Origin of the sequence: Ensifer sp. SSB1, from assembly GCF_016652895.1 — a bacterium.
Taxonomy (GTDB): domain Bacteria; phylum Pseudomonadota; class Alphaproteobacteria; order Rhizobiales; family Rhizobiaceae; genus Ensifer.
In genome coordinates this window covers 1-16459 of the sequence record NZ_JAEPRP010000167.1, presented here as the reverse complement: position 1 = coordinate 16459, position 16459 = coordinate 1, and the positions used below count along the sequence as shown (strand labels likewise).

The following is a 16459-nucleotide window of genomic DNA, read 5'->3' as shown; positions in this document are numbered from 1 at the left end:
TCGGCAGCGGCGATGGCGTTGAGCTCGGCCGCAAGCGCGCCAGACTTGAGTTCGTTGCTCATCTCAGGCCTCCAGACGCCATTTGAGGGTGACACCGCCGGTCTCGTTGAGATCGAGCGCCGGGATCGCAGACAGAAGCTTGCGGGTATAGGGCTCCTTGGGCGCGTCGAAGATCCGGTCGCGGTCGCCCTCCTCGATGATGCGCCCGTCCTGCATGACGATGACCCGGTCGGCCACCTGCTCGACGACGCCGAGGTCGTGGCTGATGAACAGGCACGAGAAGCCGTAGCGCTTCTGCAGGTTCGAGAAGAGTTCCAGCACCTGGGCCCGGACCGTAACATCGAGCGCGGAAACCGGCTCGTCGGCGATCAGGAATTTTGGCCGCCGCGCAATCGCACGGGCGATCGCCACACGCTGGCGCTGGCCCCCCGAGAGTTCATGGGGATAACGATTGGCGAAATCGGCGCTGAGTCCGACTTCCTCAAGCGTTTCGAGTGCACGGCGACGCTTGGCCGGCGTGTCGAGATCCGGCACCAGCCGCAGCGCCTCTTCGACCAGCGCCTGAATGGTCATGCGTGGATCGAGCGAGGAATAGGGATCCTGGAAGACCATCTGGCAGTTGAGCCGATAGTCGCGCCAATCGGCGCTGCGCTCGCGTCCCTGGAACAGGATCTCGCCTTCCGCCTGCTGGACGAGGCCGGCGATCGTGCGGCCGAGCGTCGTCTTGCCGGAGCCGGAGCCGCCGACAAGCGCCACGACCTCACCGACATGGATATCGACGCTGACGCCGTGCAGCGCACGCTTCGGCTCGTGCTTGCGAAACAGCCCCTTGCGGCCGGGATATTCGACCACGATGTTTCGCGCCGAAACCATCGGCGTGCGGGCCATGTCGAGCTCACGCGCCGCGCCGCGGTACGGCAGCGACGAAAGCAGCTTGCGGGTATAGGGATGCTGTGGTGCCTGCAGGATCTCTTCCGTCAGCCCCTGCTCGACGACGACGCCCTTTTCCATCACCACGAAGCGGTGTGTGTAGCGGGCGACCATCGGCAGGTCATGGCTGATCAAAAGCACCGCCGTGCCCTCGGCCTGGGTCAATTCGACCATAAGCTCCATGACGTCGCGCTGGACGACCGCATCGAGCGCGGTGGTCGGCTCGTCGGCGATCAGCAAAGCCGGCTTCAAGAGCATGACCGAGGCCAGCATGATGCGCTGGCGCATGCCGCCGGAGAACTCGTGCGGATAGGCGGTCAACGCCCGCTCCGGCTCGCGGATGCCGACGCGACCAAGCATCGAGAGGATCGCTGTGCGGCGTTCCTCGACCGACATCTTGGTGTGCAGGATCAACCCTTCTTCGAGCTGCCTGCCGATGGTCATCGAGGGATTGAGCGAGGTCATCGGCTCCTGGAAGACGACGCCGATCTCGCCGCCGCGAAGCTCGCGGAGATCCCGGTCCTTCATGCCGAACACGTCGTTGCCCCGATAGAGGACCTTTCCGCCGACATGGCGCACCGCCGGCGGGATGAGGCCGATGATCGCCCGTGTCGCGAGCGTCTTGCCGGAGCCGCTTTCGCCGACGATGCCGACGATCTCGCCGGGAGCAACGTCGAAGCTGACGCTCTTGACCACCTGGTTGCCGGTATGGGTGACGGCCAGCGAGAGGCCTTCAACGCTTAAGAGGGTCTTGCCGGTCATTTCAGGCCTCGCATGCGGGGGTCGAGCTTGTCGCGCAGAGCATCACCGAGGAGGTTGATGCCGAGCAGGGTGAGAGCGATGCAGAGACCGGGGAAGAAGCCAAGCCAGACGGCCTGTTCGATGAACGGGCGGCCGGCAGCGAGCATGTTGCCCCAGGTGGGCGCCGGTGGCGGCACCCCGAGCCCGAGGAAGGAAAGCGCACTTTCCGAGAGGATCGCCCAGCCGAACATCGAGGTCGCAAGCACCGTGATCGGCGCCACGCAGTTCGGCAGGATGTGGCGCAGCATCGTATAGATCTCGCCATTGCCCATGACCCGCGACGCCTCGATGAACTCGCGCTCCCGCAGCGACAACACGGCGCCGCGCACCACGCGCGCCATCGACGGCGTGTAGGCGATGCCGAGCGCGAAGATGATGCCATACTGGTTGGCGCCGAAGACGGCGAGCAGACCGAGCGCAAGCAGGATGCCGGGGAACGCCAAAAGGGCGTTGTTGATCGCCATGATCACGCCATCGACCCAGCCACGCGCATAGCCGCTGACGATGCCGATGAACGTACCGAAGACGACCGCGAAGGTGACGGTCAGGAAGCCGATCCAGACGCTGGCGCGCGCGCCGACCATGAGCCGGCTCGCGACATCGCGGCCGAACTCGTCGGTTCCGAGCCAGTGCGCCGCACCGGGTGCTGCAAGGCGCGACGTGAAGCCGAGGGCCATCGGATCATAGGGCGTCCAGAACAGGCCGACAGCTGCGACGAAGACGAGCAAGCCGATCAGGCCGCCACCGATGACGCCGTTGAAAGTGAACTTTCTCATTCTGCCACCACCCGCGGATCGAAGAGAGGATAGAGAAGGTCGACCACGAGGTTGACGACGACATAGGAGAAGGCGACGAGCAGCAGACAGCCCTGGATGACCGGATAGTCGCGCTGGAAAATGCCGTCGACCATCAGTCGGCCGAGCCCGGGGATGGTGAAGACCGTCTCGATGACGGCGATGCCACCGAGCAGATTGCCGAGGATCAGGCCGATCATCGTCCAGGTCGGGCCGAAGGCATTCTTGAAGGCGTGGCGCCAGAGAACAGCACTCTCCGAAAGACCTTTGGCACGGGCATGGGTGATGTAGTCGAGCCGCAGCACTTCGAGCGTTGAGGCACGCGCCATGCGGATGATCACGCCCATCTCGTGGATGACGAGCGTCATCACCGGCAGCACCAGATAGAGAAGGCCGGCCTTCCAGTTCTCCGAGATCGGCACGTAGCCCAGCACCGGCAGCCAGCCAAGCTTCAGGCCGAAGGCGAGCAACAGGAGGAGACCGAGCCAGAATGTCGGGATCGACAAAAGCACGGTGGCCGTACCGACAAGCGCGAGATCCGTCAGGCTATTCTGCCGCCAGGCGGCAATGACGCCGGCCGGCACCGCGATGAGGCTCGCCAGGAACACGGCGATGACGACGATCTCGGCGCTGACGAAGAAACGGCTGACGACCAGATGCAGCACCGGCTCGCCGGTGACGATCGAGGTGCCGAAATCCCCGGAGAGGATGTTACCGGCCCAGATGACGAATTGCTCCGGGATGCTGCGGTCGAGACCGAGCTCCGTGCGCAATGCGGCAATCTGCTGCGGTTCGGCCATATCGCCGAGCATCAGTGCTGCCGGATCACCGGGAATGAGGCGGATAAGCGTGAAGACGGCAACCGAGACGATAATGATCGTCGGTATCGCCATCACGAGGCGATTGAGAATGAACTTGATCATGGGTTCCCCGTACTGAGGCTGGCCACACGCGTTACCGCGATTCTCCAGCCCGCCGGCTTTTGTTATCGAAACTATGACCGAATGAAAAAAATGGCGCAATATTATGAGTAAACGTCATACGTCTATGACAACGACATGACACGCCGGACGAGCATCAAAGGGGCGTTCGATGCGCAATATAAAATAACTAAAGCAAAGGGTTACACGCCTCAGGCGCGCAGATCCGCCCAGCCGCTCACAGCTCGTGAACGGCAGCGACCTGGCGCTTCAGACGGTCGATCATCGCCTGGGCGGCAAGCGACAAGGGAACGCCGGCCGCAGTCGCAACACCAAAATCCTGGGTCAGGTGCGGCGAGAATGGCCGAATCTCGATCGGCAGGTGGCGGTGCAGATTGGCAAAGAAGCTGCTGATAATGGCGACCCCAAGACCATAGGCAGCGTAGGCGCAGGCGGAACTGTTGCTGTGGGTCTCGATCTTGACCTTCTGCGGCACGCCGGCCTTGCGGAAGATCTCGTCGAGCATGACGCGCGTCGGCCGGCGGCGGCCGATCAGGATCAGAGGGACGCCACGCAGTTCCTTGGGCGTGACCGTGTCGAGCGCTGCGAGCGCATGCCCCTTCTCCATCACACAAACGCTGACGCCCGTGGCGACCGGCTGCATTTCGATGCCGGCGCTCAATTGCCCCTCATAGCGCAGGAAACCGAAGTCGATGACGCGTTGCTCGACGAGGCGGGCGATCGCGACCGTCGTGTCGAAGAATGTCTCGATGCGCACGCCCGGAAAATCCTTGGCATAGTCGGCCAGCATCGCCGGCGCGAAGGTTTCGGACATGCTGTTCGGCAGGCCGATGCGCACGACCTCGGGGCCCACGGCGCCACTGCGCAGGTCCTGCGCCAGGTTGGTGAAACGGTCGACCCCGAGCAGAATGTGCTCGGCATCCTCGGCGAGTTTCATCGCCTCAGGCGTCGGGATCAACCGGCCCTTGTCGCGCGCAAAAAGCGTCAGCGAGAGGTCTTCCTCAAGCTGTTGCAGTAGCCGGCTGACACCGGACTGGCTGAGCCCCATGGTCTTGGCGGCGGCAATCGTCGACCCGGTCGCCAGAAGCGTGCGCAGCACTTCCAATTGTCGAAAATTCACGCCGCCCCCGGTTCGTTCGAACATCCGCTAGCTCCCGTATTTACGGGAAGCCGATCCAGCACGGAAGAGGTGTGAAAACAAGCGCGGCGAAATCGATCGCAGAACGGTTCGCCATGGGTGAGGAGCGCGCGAACGCGCTCCCCGTGGATCAGTGATCAGACGTTGACGCGCACTGGATGGTTGAAACGCTCGGCGAAAACCTCGATCGAGCCGCGACCGAAGTCGCGCAACTGGCGCCTGGTCAAGACAGCCATGACCCGTGCCGCAGTCGACACGGTCATTTCATCGAGCGGACCGTCACCGCTCCAGGGCTTGTTCAGCCGATCCGTGACGATGCCGATAAGGTTTGCCGGCATGATGTCGGTGCAAGGTTTCATCCATTCGAAGACATCGCTGATCGGAAGCAGCTTGCCTTCGAACGCAACGAGCGGCTCGGGCATGCTTGCGCCCCAGTCGTCATAGGCCTCCAGAGCATCGCGAAACAGGTTCTGCAGCGTGATGGAGGCGTGCCCTTCATGTAGAGCAGGCAGGAAATTCGTCATTTGTGTCTCCTTCAGTGGTAAAGGCCGGGAAACGCGAATGGCCAATTCTGTCAGCATGTATTTGTGTTCATGCCGGGTGGCCGATACTCTGAGGCCACGCGACTGGTTAAACTGCAGGCGAAGACGCAATGCGCAAATCGGGTAATAGTTCCCTGAGCCGCAGTCAATTTTGGCGGGAAATTGGCGCGCATACCCGTCGCGTGCCTCGACCAAGGTGTTGTTCCACGGTCTCCCCCCGACTCGATATTACCGATCCAGCCCCGAAGGTAAACACCGGGTCGACATCGCGGCAGGAACGAAATACTCAAATCGATAATTTCTATAGAATATACTATCTTACGTGATCTGGCCAGATATTTCACTGATATGCACCTCAATCGACAGGGAGCAGTCACATGGGAACGATCTCGCGGCTATCCGAGAAAACACGAGCCCCGGCGCACCGGATCGAAAGCGAGGAAGAAGCGCTGTCGATCGCCCGCGAACTGGCGGCCGAGTTCGCAAAGCACGCCAACGAACGGGATACCGATCGTATCCTGCCCTTCGACGAGCTCGATGCGCTGGCGCAATCCGGCCTGCTCGCGATCACCGTGCCGCCGGAATATGACGGCATAGACGTCTCCAATGCGGTGCTGGCGGAAATCACCGCCATCCTCTCGGAAGCTGATTCCTCGATCGGGCAGATCCCGCAGAACCATTTCTACATTCTGGAGGCGTTGCGCACCGACGGCACCGAAGAACAGAAGGCCTTCTTCTTTGGCCGTGTGCTGGCCGGCGACCGTTTCGGCAACGCCCTTTCCGAGCGCGGCACGAAGACCGTCGGCGACTATGCGACGCGGCTGACGCCCGATGGGCCCGGCTTTCGCCTGAACGGCCGCAAGTATTATTCGACCGGCGTGCTGTTTGCCGAATGGATCGTGGTCTTCGCCCTCGATCCGAACGAGAAGCTGACCATGTCCTTCTTGCCGCGTGGCGTCGAAGGATTGCAGATCATCGATGACTGGGACGGCTTCGGCCAACGCACCACCGGCAGCGGCACGACCGTGCTGCAAAACGTCTATGTCGCCGCCGATGCCGTTGTGCGCCACCATCGCGGCTTCGAGCGCCCGACGACGATCGGCTCCGTCGGCCAGATCATCCATGCCGGCATCGACCTCGGTATCGCCAGGGCAGCCTTCGCCGAAACGCTCGATTTCGTACGCAATCATGCGCGCCCCTGGATGGACAGTGGCGTCGAGCGTGCTGCCGACGATCCCCTGACGATTGCCCGCATCGGCCAGCTTGCCATCCGCCTCGAGGCGGCAACGGCAACGGTCGAGCGCGCCGGCAAGAAGGTCGACGTCGCCCAGATCAACGGCACCGAGGAAAGCGTCGTCGAGGCAACGCTTGCCGTGGCCGCGGCGAAGGTTCTGACGACAGAGATCGCGCTGGAAGCGAGCAACACACTGTTCGAACTCTCAGGAACCGCATCGACGAAGATCGGCCTCAATCTCGACCGGCATTGGCGCAACGCCCGCACCCACACGCTGCACGACCCGGTGCGCTGGAAACATCACGTCGTCGGCAACTACCACCTGAACGGCGTCAAGCCGCCGAAGAACGGCGCGCTTTGATCCCATCGACCGCGCATGATCGGCCCGAAGCGCATCTGCGTTTCGGGCGATGCCCAACCTTGTCCGCAGGAGAGCTCCATGAGTCGCGAAATTCGGCTGAATGCCTTTGACATGAACTGCGTCGGCCATCAGTCGCCGGGGCTCTGGACGCACCCTCGCGATCAGTCCTGGCGCTACAAGGATCTCGATTACTGGGTGCATCTGGCAAAGACGCTCGAGCGCGGCAAGTTCGATGGGCTGTTCATCGCCGACGTGCTTGGGGTCTACGACGTGCTGAACGGCAACGCAGACGCGGCTCTTCGCCATTCGGCCCAGGTCCCGGTCAACGATCCATTGCAGCTCGTGCCGACGATGGCCTACGAAACCGCGCATCTCGGCTTCGGCCTGACGGCTTCGCTTTCCTTCGAGCATCCCTACACCTTCGCCCGCCGCATCTCGACACTCGACCATCTGACCAAGGGGCGGATCGGCTGGAACATCGTCACCTCCTACCTGAACAGCGGCGCCCTCAATGTCGGCCAGGCGCGGCAGGCGCGCCATGACGACCGGTATGATCTGGCCGAGGAATATCTGGAGGTTTGCTACAAGCTCTGGGAAGGGAGCTGGGAAGACAGTGCTGTCGTGCGCGACCGGGCAACCGGCATCTTCACCCATCCCGACAGGGTGCACCCGATCAATCACCGCGGCCGCCATTTCACCGTTCCCGGCATCCACCTGAGCGAACCATCGCCGCAACGCACGCCGGTGCTCTACCAGGCGGGCTCCTCAAGCCGGGGCAAGGACTTCGCCGGGGCACATGCCGAATGCATCTTCGTCGCCGCGCCCTCGAAGGCGGTGCTCAAGCGCTACGTCGCCAACGTCCGGGACGCGGCCCTACGCGCCGGCCGCAACCCGCGCGAAATCCTGGCCTTCAATCTGCAGACGGTGATCCTCGGGGAAACCGATGCCGAGGCGAAGAAGAAGTTCGACGAGTACCGCAGCCACGTCTCCTACGAGGGCGCGCTGGCATTGATCTCCGGCTGGACGGGCATCGACTTTGGCCAGTTCGCTCCGGACGAGCCTCTGCGCCACCGTTACACCAACGCGGTGCAATCGGCTGTCGAAACATTTACGACCATCGATCCGGACCGGGTCTGGACCGTGCGCGAGATGGCCGAGTGGGTGGGCATCGGCGGCTTCGGACCGGTCTTTGTCGGCTCACCTTCGACGGTTGCCGACCTCTTGCAGGAATGGGTCGAGGACACCGATGTCGATGGTTTCAACCTCGCCTATGCGGTAACGCCCGAGACCTTCGAAGACGCCGTCGATCTGCTGGTGCCGGAGCTGCAGAAGCGCGGCGTCTACAAGACCGGTTACCGCGAAGGCACGCTCCGCGAAAAGCTCTTCGGCGCCGGGCCAAGGCTCGCGGCGCCGCATCCGGGTGCGGGTTACCGGGACCTTGCCGAAACGAGGGCGGCAATCGCGACATCGGCGTAGGGCAACTCGCAGACATGATCTCCGCCGGAGGCGGAGATTTGAGACGCCAAGTTGCTCGCTAGGGTTAAAGAGGTCGGCAAAGCCGGTAGCTTTGCCGACCTTGCTTGGCTGTCGCACCCCGATTCCGCTTGGGTCAGGTCAGGCCGCACGCGCTCTCACAGACGCCGCACCGGAGTTTTCGAATTAAGGAATACCGCTGCTTTCCAAATTTTATTGACAAGCAGGTTCCTTGCGCGCATTTTAGAAAGCAATAGTTTTCCTAATTTTGCGAACGGCGTTTTGGAGCGCCTGCCACACCGGCGAAAGGAACCTGCCATGAACCAGCACACGCCAGTCGCCATCATCGAAAGCCCCTCGCCGACCGCGGAGGCAGTGCCGGCCATCCGGCTGCCGGAGCAGCTGCCGGCGATCCCGCTTGCGGTAGCGCCAGCCGAAAACATGCCCGGGAAGCGGCGGTTGCGTGGGCTGCTCTTCGCCTCCGTGGCCGTCGCCGCCCTGGCCGCTACCGCCGATTTCGGGTGGGGGTACTGGACGACAGGCCGCTTCCAGGTGTCGACCGACGACGCCTATGTGAAGGCTGACAGCACGACGATTGCGCCCAAGGTCTCCGGCCACATCGCCGAAGTCCTCGTGGCCGACAACGAACGGGTAAAGGCAGGGCAGATCCTCGCCCGCATCGACGATCGCGACTTCAAGGTGAGCCTCGTGCGGGCCATGGCCGAGGTGGAAGCAGCAGAAGCCAGCATCGCCAACAAGCGGTCGGCCCTGGTGGCTCAGCAATCCGCTATCGACGCCGCAAAGGCGACCGTCGAGGCCGACAAGGCCGACCAGACCTTTGCCGAGCAGGACGACAAGCGCTACTCCGAGCTTGCCAGACAGGGCTTCGGCACCATCCAGAATGCCCAGCAGGCGGCCTCGCGCATTACGGCCGCCCGTGCCGCGGTCACGCGTGACACGGCGGCACTTGCCAATGAGACCAAGCAACTCGACGTGATCAAGGCCGAGGTCGCGCAGGCGAAGGCCGCACTCGACAGCGCCAAGGCGGCGCAGAGCCAGGCCCGCCTGAACCTATCCTACACCGCCCTTTCCGCCCCCATCGACGGCGTGATCGGCAATCGCACCCTGCGGGTGGGCCAATATGTGCAGGCCGGCGCCCAACTGATGGCGGTCGTTCCCACGGAGGCGGCCTACATCGTCGCCAACTACAAGGAAACCCAACTCACCTACGTCCATCCCGGCCAGGCGGTGACTATCGAAGTGGACACTTTCCCCGGACAGGTCTTCGAGGGTCACGTCGATAGCATCTCGCCGGCGAGCGGGCAGGAATTTGCACTGCTGCCGCCCGACAATGCGACGGGCAACTTCACGAAGGTGGTGCAGCGCATCCCGGTCAAGATCGTTCTTGACCACGGCGGCGCGCGATCGGTGACCTTGCGCCCGGGCATGTCGGTCTATCCGACGATCGATATCAAGCAGACCGCCGCCGAGGTCGCATCGACAACGCCAGGCACCTATTGAGGGCGGCGAGACGCCCATCGCACCGGCCAGGCATGGCAGGAGGGTATGATGTCCACCATTGCACACACGGCGTCTTCCGGCATGCTACCGGTTGCTGATGTCCGGTCCGAAAAAGCAGGTACGACGGCCTGGATCGCAGTGCTCGCCGGATTGATCGGCGCGTTCATGGCGATCCTGAACATCCAGATCACCAACGCCTCGTTGCTGAATATCGAGGGCGGCATCGGCACCGGTGTCGACAACGGCGCCTGGATATCGACCTCCTATCTCATCGGCGAGATCGTGGTGATCCCGCTTACCGACTATCTGAGCCGCGTGTTTTCGTTCCGACGCTACATCCTGGCGAATGCCGTCCTGTTCCCCATCTTTTCCGCGGCCTGCGCCTTCGCCCATGACCTCGGCTCGATGATCGTGCTGCGCGGTCTGCAGGGCTTTGCCGGCGGCGTGCTCATCCCCATGGCCTTCACCATGGTCCTGACCCGGCTACCGAAGGCGCAGCAGCCATTCGGCCTGGCGCTGTTTGCGCTGTCCGTCACGTTTGCACCGGCGATCGGCCCCACCATCGGCGGCTATCTCACCGAGAACTACGGCTGGCAGTCGATCTTCTTCGTCAACACGCCGCCGAGCATCATCATGGTGGTTGCGCTCTACCTCACGCTCGAAAAGAAGCCCATGAACCTGCCGCTGCTGCGGCACGGCGACTGGGCCGGTATCGTCACCATGGCGATCGGGCTTGCGGCGCTGCAGACCGTGCTCGAGGAAGGCAACAAGGATGACTGGTTCCAGTCGCCGTTCATTGTCAAGCTCGCCCTGATCGCAGCCGTGTTTCTGGCCGCCTTCGTCGTCATCGAGCTCAAGGTCGAAAGGCCACTGGTCCAGCTGCGCCTGCTGAAACAGCGCAACTTCGGCGTCGGCGTTCTCGTCAACGTTCTGGTCGGCGTGGCGCTGTTCGGCACCGTCTACATCCTGCCGCAGTATCTGGGTCAGGTTCAGCGTTACAATGCCGAACAGATCGGTTTCGTGTTGGCCTGGACCGGCTTGCCGCAGCTCCTCATCATTCCGCTCGTGCCGGCGCTGATGAAGCGCTTCGACGCCCGCCACATCGGCTTCGTCGGCATCAGCATCTTTGCGGCCAGCTGTTTCATGAACACCACCCTGTCACTCGACAGCGCCGGCGATCAGCTCTTCCTGCCCAACATCGTGCGCGCTATCGGCCAGGCGCTGGTGCTGACGCCGATCACGGTGATCACGACCGCCGGCATCGCGCCGAGCGATGCAGCCGCGGCCTCCGGCCTGTCGAACATGCTGCGCAACCTCGGCGGCGCGGTCGGCACGGCGATGCTCGCGACGGTGCTGACCAAGCGGGAACAGTTTCACTCCAACATCATCGGCCAGAACGTGACGCTCTACCGCGACGAGGTGCGCGACAGGATAGGCGATCTGACGCAGCATTTCATGGCCCATGGCGTCTCCGATGCCGCCGTCGCGCAACACAAGGCGATCGCAGCGATCGGCGCGACGGTCCACCGTCAGGCCCTGATACTGGGGTTCAGCGATACCTTCGCGGTCATCGGCACCGTGTTGGCACTCGCCGCAATCGCCCTGCTCTTTACCCGGAAGATCCAGCTTGGCGGCGCCGGTGCAGGGGGCGCCCATTGAGAAGCCGGTGCGCGCTATAGATGCATAGCGCCAGCTGCGCCTGCAGGCATTTCACTTTGCGTATTGACCCAGGTTTCTCAAAGGGTTGAAGTGCACGGGCCATTCAAGCGAGGAACCTGACCCTGCACAGCAGCGCCCCTTCCATAGCAACGGGAGAGATGGATCGATTGATCCACTTTTACCGCTGGGTCGATAGCCCGCTCGGCCCGATCGAGGACTGGCCGCCATGCCTGGCGGCCGCGGTCGACATCATGTTGCCGGCGCAAGCGCAGATCGTGATGTTCTGGGGCGAGGAGTTCGTCGCTCTCTATAACGACGCCTACGCGCCCACCATCGGAGACAAGCACCCGCGGGCGCTGGGGCGGCCGGCCCGCGAAAACTGGGGCGAACTCTGGAGCGACCTCGAACCTTTGTTGCGGCGCGTGCTGGAGCGCGGCGAAACGGTGGTCGCGAAAGATCGCCCCTTCTACATCGAACGTCATGGCTATCCCGAAACTGCCTATTTCGATATTTCCTATTCGCCCGTTCGCGACGAGGAACAGAAGGTCCGGGGCGTTTTCTGCATCGTCAACGAAACGACGGAGCGCGTGAGGTTCGAAGGCGCGCTGCAGGCCAACGAGGAGCGGCTGCGCGCCATCTTCTCGCAGTCGGCCGCCGGCATCGGCCAGATGGACCTGACCGGCCGCTTCCTGCTGGTCAACAATCGCTTCTGCGAAATCGTCGGCTATAGCGAAGCCGAACTGCTGACGATGCGGATGCACGACATTACCTTTCCCGAAGACGTCGCCGAAAGCGCCCGCCGGTTCAAGACGATGGCGAGCACCGGCCAAAGCTACGAAATCGAGAAGCGCTACTTGCGCAAGGACGGCAGTCTCGTCTGGGTGACGAGTTCGGTCTCGGCGCTTCGCGACGAGCGTGGCAATTTTCGCGAGGCGGCAGCCGTCATCGTCGACATTACCGAGCGCAAGCGGGCCCAGGAGGTCGAGCGTCGCCTGGCGGCGATCATCGCGTCCTCCAACGACGCCATTCTCGGCATCGATCTCAGGATGAAGATTACGACGTGGAATGCCGGGGCCGAAAGGCTCTACGGCTATTCGGCCGAGGAAATGGTCGGCCGCTCCGTCATGACGCTCGTTCCCGAGGATCGCATCGACGAAGAACCCGCCATCCTCAGGCAGGTCAACGCTGGCCTCAAGGTCGAACCATACGAGACCAAACGCCTCCACAAGGACGGTCGGAGCGTCGATGTCCTGCTCAGCGTTTCGCCGATCTACGACGCCTATGGCAGCATCGTCGGCGCCTCGAAACTGGCCCACGACATAACCGTGCGGAAGGAGGCAGAGCGCCTTCAGACCGTCCTGGTCGGCGAACTGAACCACCGCGTCAAGAACGTGTTTGCGACCGTGCTGGCCATTGCCCGACAGACGCTCGGTCGCAGCGATGCGACCGACGCCGGAGAGGTGCAGGCCTTCGAAGCGCGACTGGTTTCGATGGCACGAGCCCACGACCTTCTAACCCACGGAAACTGGGAACGGGCGGAGCTGCAGGCGATCATCAACCAGGCGATCTCCCCCTACTCGCAGGAGCGTTTTGTCGTCTCCGGCCCGCAGATTCAGGTACCGCCGCGGATGGTCGTGTCGCTGTCCCTGGCGCTGCACGAGCTCGCCACGAACGCCGCGAAGTACGGCGCCCTTTCGACCGGCGATGGGCAGGTCTCAGTCACGTGGTCGCTGCAGGCCGGAACGACCACCCGGCTGTCGCTGCGTTGGCAGGAATCCGGCGGTCCGTTGGTAAAGCAACCATCGCGCAAGGGATTCGGTTCGCGGCTGATTCAAACCCTGTTGGCAGCCGAACTGAATGGCCAGGTGGAGATCAACTATCACCCCACAGGCCTGGTGTGCACGGTCGACGCAGCCCTGAAAGGCGGGTGGGACGAACCCACCGCGCCCTGACTGCGCATTGGCAGCCATCGAGCATCACGCAAGGTCGCGGCTTACGCCTTGCCGGTGAGCGCAAGCACGCGGTCCAAAGCTGCGGCAAACCCCTTGAGCGATACCGAGAACGTCACGTCCTTTTCCGTATCGCTCGCAAAAGCGCCGATCTTCAAGGCCGTTCCGCTGCGCAGCAATGCGACTGTCCCTTCGGTAAACGTCAACGACACGATGCAGCCGATGGGCAGGCAGGTGCGGAAAGGCGTCGGTTTGCCGCCGGTCGCATCATCGACACCGAGGGTGACGCCCTTTTCGAGATAGAGGCCAAAGGGAAGCGCGAGGCTCCCCGCCAGACCGGCGTTTTCCGCCGGCCGAAGCTCGAGTGTCAACACGTGCTGGCCACTCTTGTGGAACTGTCGCTGCGACAGGATGCAATGCTTCTTGCCCTCGATCTCGGCGCAGGCGACGCTCCAGTCCTCATAGGTTTCGGAACGCTCGGATGGCGCGGCAGCCTTCCCGGCCGCCGCGTCCTCTCCGTAAAGCGGGCTGATGGCGACAAATGTCGCCATCAGCATTGTCGATAGCCAAACGAGCCGGCGCATCAGAAGCGCACATCAAGCTTGGCATCGACCGCGTTCTGCGTCGTGCCGGAGCCGAACTGTCCGGTATAGGTGATGCCGAGGCTCGCATTGCCGGTCAGCGCGAAATCGATGCCAGCCTCGATGATCGCCGCGTCTTCGGCGATCGGTGTGCCGGCAACCGAGAAGGCGCTACCCGTACCGAAAGCCATGGTCGAGAACGGCGTCGTGTCGCCGAAGGCGTGCTGCCAGCCGAGCATGCCGCGCACCTTCGCATCCGTCGCGCCGAGGGCGAGCGGTGCAGAGGCACGAAGACCGAGCGTGGTGAAGGTCGTGTCGGTCGTGTTGCTATTGCTCGAGAGTGCCGCCGCAGCACCGCGCTCGGTGAAGCCATCGGTGTGCAGGCTGACATAGGCGAGATTCGCAAATGGCTCGAGCGCGACGCTCGGCAGGTCGATGCGATAACCGACTTCGCCGAAGGCCTGGAAGGTGCCCGCGTCATAGTCGGCCTTCAGCTGATCGCTGAAGCCGGGGAAGACGACGCTGCGCGACGTGTTGATCGAGTGCCAGGTGTAGGCGAGGCCGGATCGTAGCGCGACATCGCCCCAACGACCGCCACTGTAGACACCGAGGTGGTAGTTGTCGCTGTCGCCGCTGGAAGCACGGTTGTCGACATCAAAGTTGGTTCGGCTGTAGCCGGCCATGATGCCGACGAGCGCATTATCCGAAACCGCTGCATCGAAGCCGGTGATGAAGCCGCCGGTCGACTGGTCGAGGCCACCAGCATTGCCGTTGCCGTCCGTGTTGGTCCAGGAGCCGAACACCTGACCCCAGCCGACCATCGCCGGCGGCGCGGCGGGAACGGCATTGACGGCAGCAACGGCACCGGTGGTGATCTTGTCCTCCGGGCCGTAGGCAAGAACCGGAACGCTCGCGGCCCCGACATCGCCGAAAGCGTCGCGAATGCGGTTGTTGGCGGCATTGCGCAGCAGGCTGCTGTCGTTGATCAGTGCCGTCTGCGCCGAGGCATGGACTTCGCCGGACAGGAGGTCGAAGGCACGGCGTGCAGCATCGCCATCCTGCAGGATGAGGGCATTGTAGAGCGCGAGCGACGGACCGCTCTGGCCGAGGGTGTTGAGGGCGAGTGCCGTCCGCCGCTGATTGCCTGTCGAAGCTTCGCCTTCGAAGACGCCGGGTTCGGGCTCGCCGGGCTTTGGCTCTCCACCCGGCTCGCCCGGCTTGGGTTCTTCACCCGGCTTCGTGCCGCCGTTCTTGACCTTGATCTTCAGGTCGACCTGCTTTTCCTTCTGGTCGAGCGAGACTTCGAGGAAGGCAGACTTCGAGATCGCATCGGCGAACTTGCCTTCGATCGCCCGGTCGGCGGTCAGGATGGTATAGGTCTGGCCGGTCTTGTAGCTGGTGTTGGCGTCAAGCGCCGTTACCTGGACATTGGTACCGCTGCCGATCTTGGCGATGCCGCTGTTCTCGTTGGTGCCGATGCTCTTGACGACGATCCGGTCGGAGCGGCCGTCGCCGGCGATGTCGGCCTCGTAGATCGAACCGCCGGCCATATCCAGCCGGCCCATGATCGTCAGCGTGCCGGTCGAATTGTTGCCCGGCGAAATGATCGCATTCTTGTCGATAAACGTGTCGCCAACCGTGCCGGAACCGCCGAGCCTGCCGAAAGAGGTCGAGTTCGGATCGCGGATGCGGTTCATCTCACCGAACACGTTCACCTCGTTGGTGTAGAAGCGATCGCCCTCTACCCGCCCCGTCTCGCCATCGACGATCAAGGTGCCGCCGGTCACTTCGAAGCGGGTCTCGCTGTAGTCCAGCGGGCCGTTGTCCGGATCGTTGTCGATCGTGTCGAGATTGCTTTTCAGGACCAGCTTGCCGCCGGAGACGTTTACCTTGCCGTAGAACTTCGACAGGTCGCCGACGACGATGGTCTCGCCGGAGAAGTTCGTGATCGTGCCCTTGCCGACCATCGTGTTGGCGAACTCGTAGCCCGTGTTCGTATGGTTGAAATTGACGTAGCCTCTGCGCGGGCCGAAATCGATCTTGGCGGAAGAGTTGACCGTGCCTGCCGCCTGCGCCTGTTGGGCGATGGGCTCGGCGATGTTGTTGAGATCGACCTTTCCGCCGATCGTCAGATTGCCCATGCCCTCATTGTTGATGCCGCCGACGCCCGAAAGCACGATGTCGCCGCCAACCGAAAGCTTGGCGCCGTTGGCGATGGAAAGATTGACCCTGCCACTGTCGCCAATCGTCAACGTGTCGGCAACCTTGAGCTCGCTGCCCGCGCCATCGATGACGGCCTGGATGGTGTCCGTGCTCTCGTCCTCACGCAGGATCGCGGTGTTGGTCGAAACGACAGCGCCCTTTTCGACGGTAAAGCTGTCGCCGATCGTGAGTTCACCGGTGTTGACCCAGCGCGTATTGTCGCCGGTGACGAGCACCGTGCCGTTTTCGAAATAGGCCTTCTTGGTGTTGACGAGACCGCACCTGAAGATCAGAGGAGTGAACAAAGCGCGCGTGGCGATGGCGCGCAAACTT

The 16459-nt window shown here is 63.0% G+C and carries 12 protein-coding genes; 5 read left to right on the top strand and 7 right to left on the bottom strand.

From position 1 onward, the window contains the following. Window positions 1-63 precede the first annotated feature (63 nt). The 5 genes from I8N66_RS29845 to I8N66_RS29825 form a co-directional block, all read right to left on the bottom strand. Window positions 64-1692 carry an ABC transporter ATP-binding protein gene (locus I8N66_RS29845; RefSeq protein WP_291161790.1) on the bottom strand — a complete coding sequence of 543 codons (1629 nt, stop codon included), beginning with the start codon at window positions 1690-1692 and terminating at the stop codon, window positions 64-66. Beyond that, window positions 1689-2507, bottom strand: a complete 819-nt coding sequence (locus I8N66_RS29840) for an ABC transporter permease (protein ID WP_223729687.1) — start codon at window positions 2505-2507, stop codon at window positions 1689-1691. The genes I8N66_RS29845 and I8N66_RS29840 overlap by 4 nt, the downstream gene beginning before the upstream one ends. Continuing rightward, window positions 2504-3448, bottom strand: coding sequence for an ABC transporter permease (locus I8N66_RS29835; RefSeq protein ID WP_113539530.1), 945 nt, complete (start codon window positions 3446-3448; stop codon window positions 2504-2506). The genes I8N66_RS29840 and I8N66_RS29835 overlap by 4 nt, the downstream gene beginning before the upstream one ends. A 235-nt stretch (window positions 3449-3683) precedes the next feature. Then, window positions 3684-4586: a LysR family transcriptional regulator gene (locus I8N66_RS29830; RefSeq protein WP_291161797.1), complete on the bottom strand. Its 903-nt coding sequence runs from the start codon at window positions 4584-4586 to the stop codon at window positions 3684-3686. A gap of 155 nt (window positions 4587-4741) precedes the next feature. Next, window positions 4742-5128 carry a hypothetical protein gene (locus tag I8N66_RS29825; protein WP_291161794.1) on the bottom strand — a complete coding sequence of 129 codons (387 nt, stop codon included), beginning with the start codon at window positions 5126-5128 and terminating at the stop codon, window positions 4742-4744. A 395-nt stretch (window positions 5129-5523) separates the two neighbouring features. On the opposite strand from I8N66_RS29825, the gene I8N66_RS29820 reads away from it, so the two are divergent. The 5 genes from I8N66_RS29820 (at window position 5524) to I8N66_RS29800 (ending at window position 13346) form a co-directional block, all read left to right on the top strand. Then, window positions 5524-6741: an SfnB family sulfur acquisition oxidoreductase gene (locus I8N66_RS29820; RefSeq protein WP_291161784.1), complete on the top strand. Its 1218-nt coding sequence runs from the start codon at window positions 5524-5526 to the stop codon at window positions 6739-6741. A 78-nt stretch (window positions 6742-6819) separates the two neighbouring features. Further along, complete coding sequence (locus I8N66_RS29815; RefSeq protein ID WP_291161781.1) at window positions 6820-8217, top strand: LLM class flavin-dependent oxidoreductase; 1398 nt, start codon at window positions 6820-6822, stop codon at window positions 8215-8217. A 315-nt stretch (window positions 8218-8532) separates the two neighbouring features. Continuing rightward, entirely contained in the window at window positions 8533-9735 is a 1203-nt protein-coding gene (locus tag I8N66_RS29810) for an HlyD family secretion protein (protein ID WP_291161778.1), read from the top strand. 48 nt (window positions 9736-9783) lie between these two features. After that, window positions 9784-11394, top strand: coding sequence for a DHA2 family efflux MFS transporter permease subunit (locus tag I8N66_RS29805; protein WP_291161775.1), 1611 nt, complete (start codon window positions 9784-9786; stop codon window positions 11392-11394). Between the two features lie 158 nt (window positions 11395-11552). Then, window positions 11553-13346: a PAS domain S-box protein gene (locus tag I8N66_RS29800; RefSeq protein WP_291161772.1), complete on the top strand. Its 1794-nt coding sequence runs from the start codon at window positions 11553-11555 to the stop codon at window positions 13344-13346. A 41-nt stretch (window positions 13347-13387) separates the two neighbouring features. Here I8N66_RS29800 and I8N66_RS29795 read toward each other — a convergent pair whose 3' ends face one another. Beyond that, the gene (locus tag I8N66_RS29795) at window positions 13388-13894 is read right to left on the bottom strand and encodes an invasion associated locus B family protein (protein WP_291161770.1); all 507 of its coding nucleotides are present in this window, start codon (window positions 13892-13894) and stop codon (window positions 13388-13390) included. Between the two features lie 32 nt (window positions 13895-13926). Continuing rightward, on the bottom strand, window positions 13927-16459 hold a 2533-nt coding region (locus I8N66_RS29790; protein ID WP_291161768.1), incomplete at its 5' end, for an autotransporter domain-containing protein.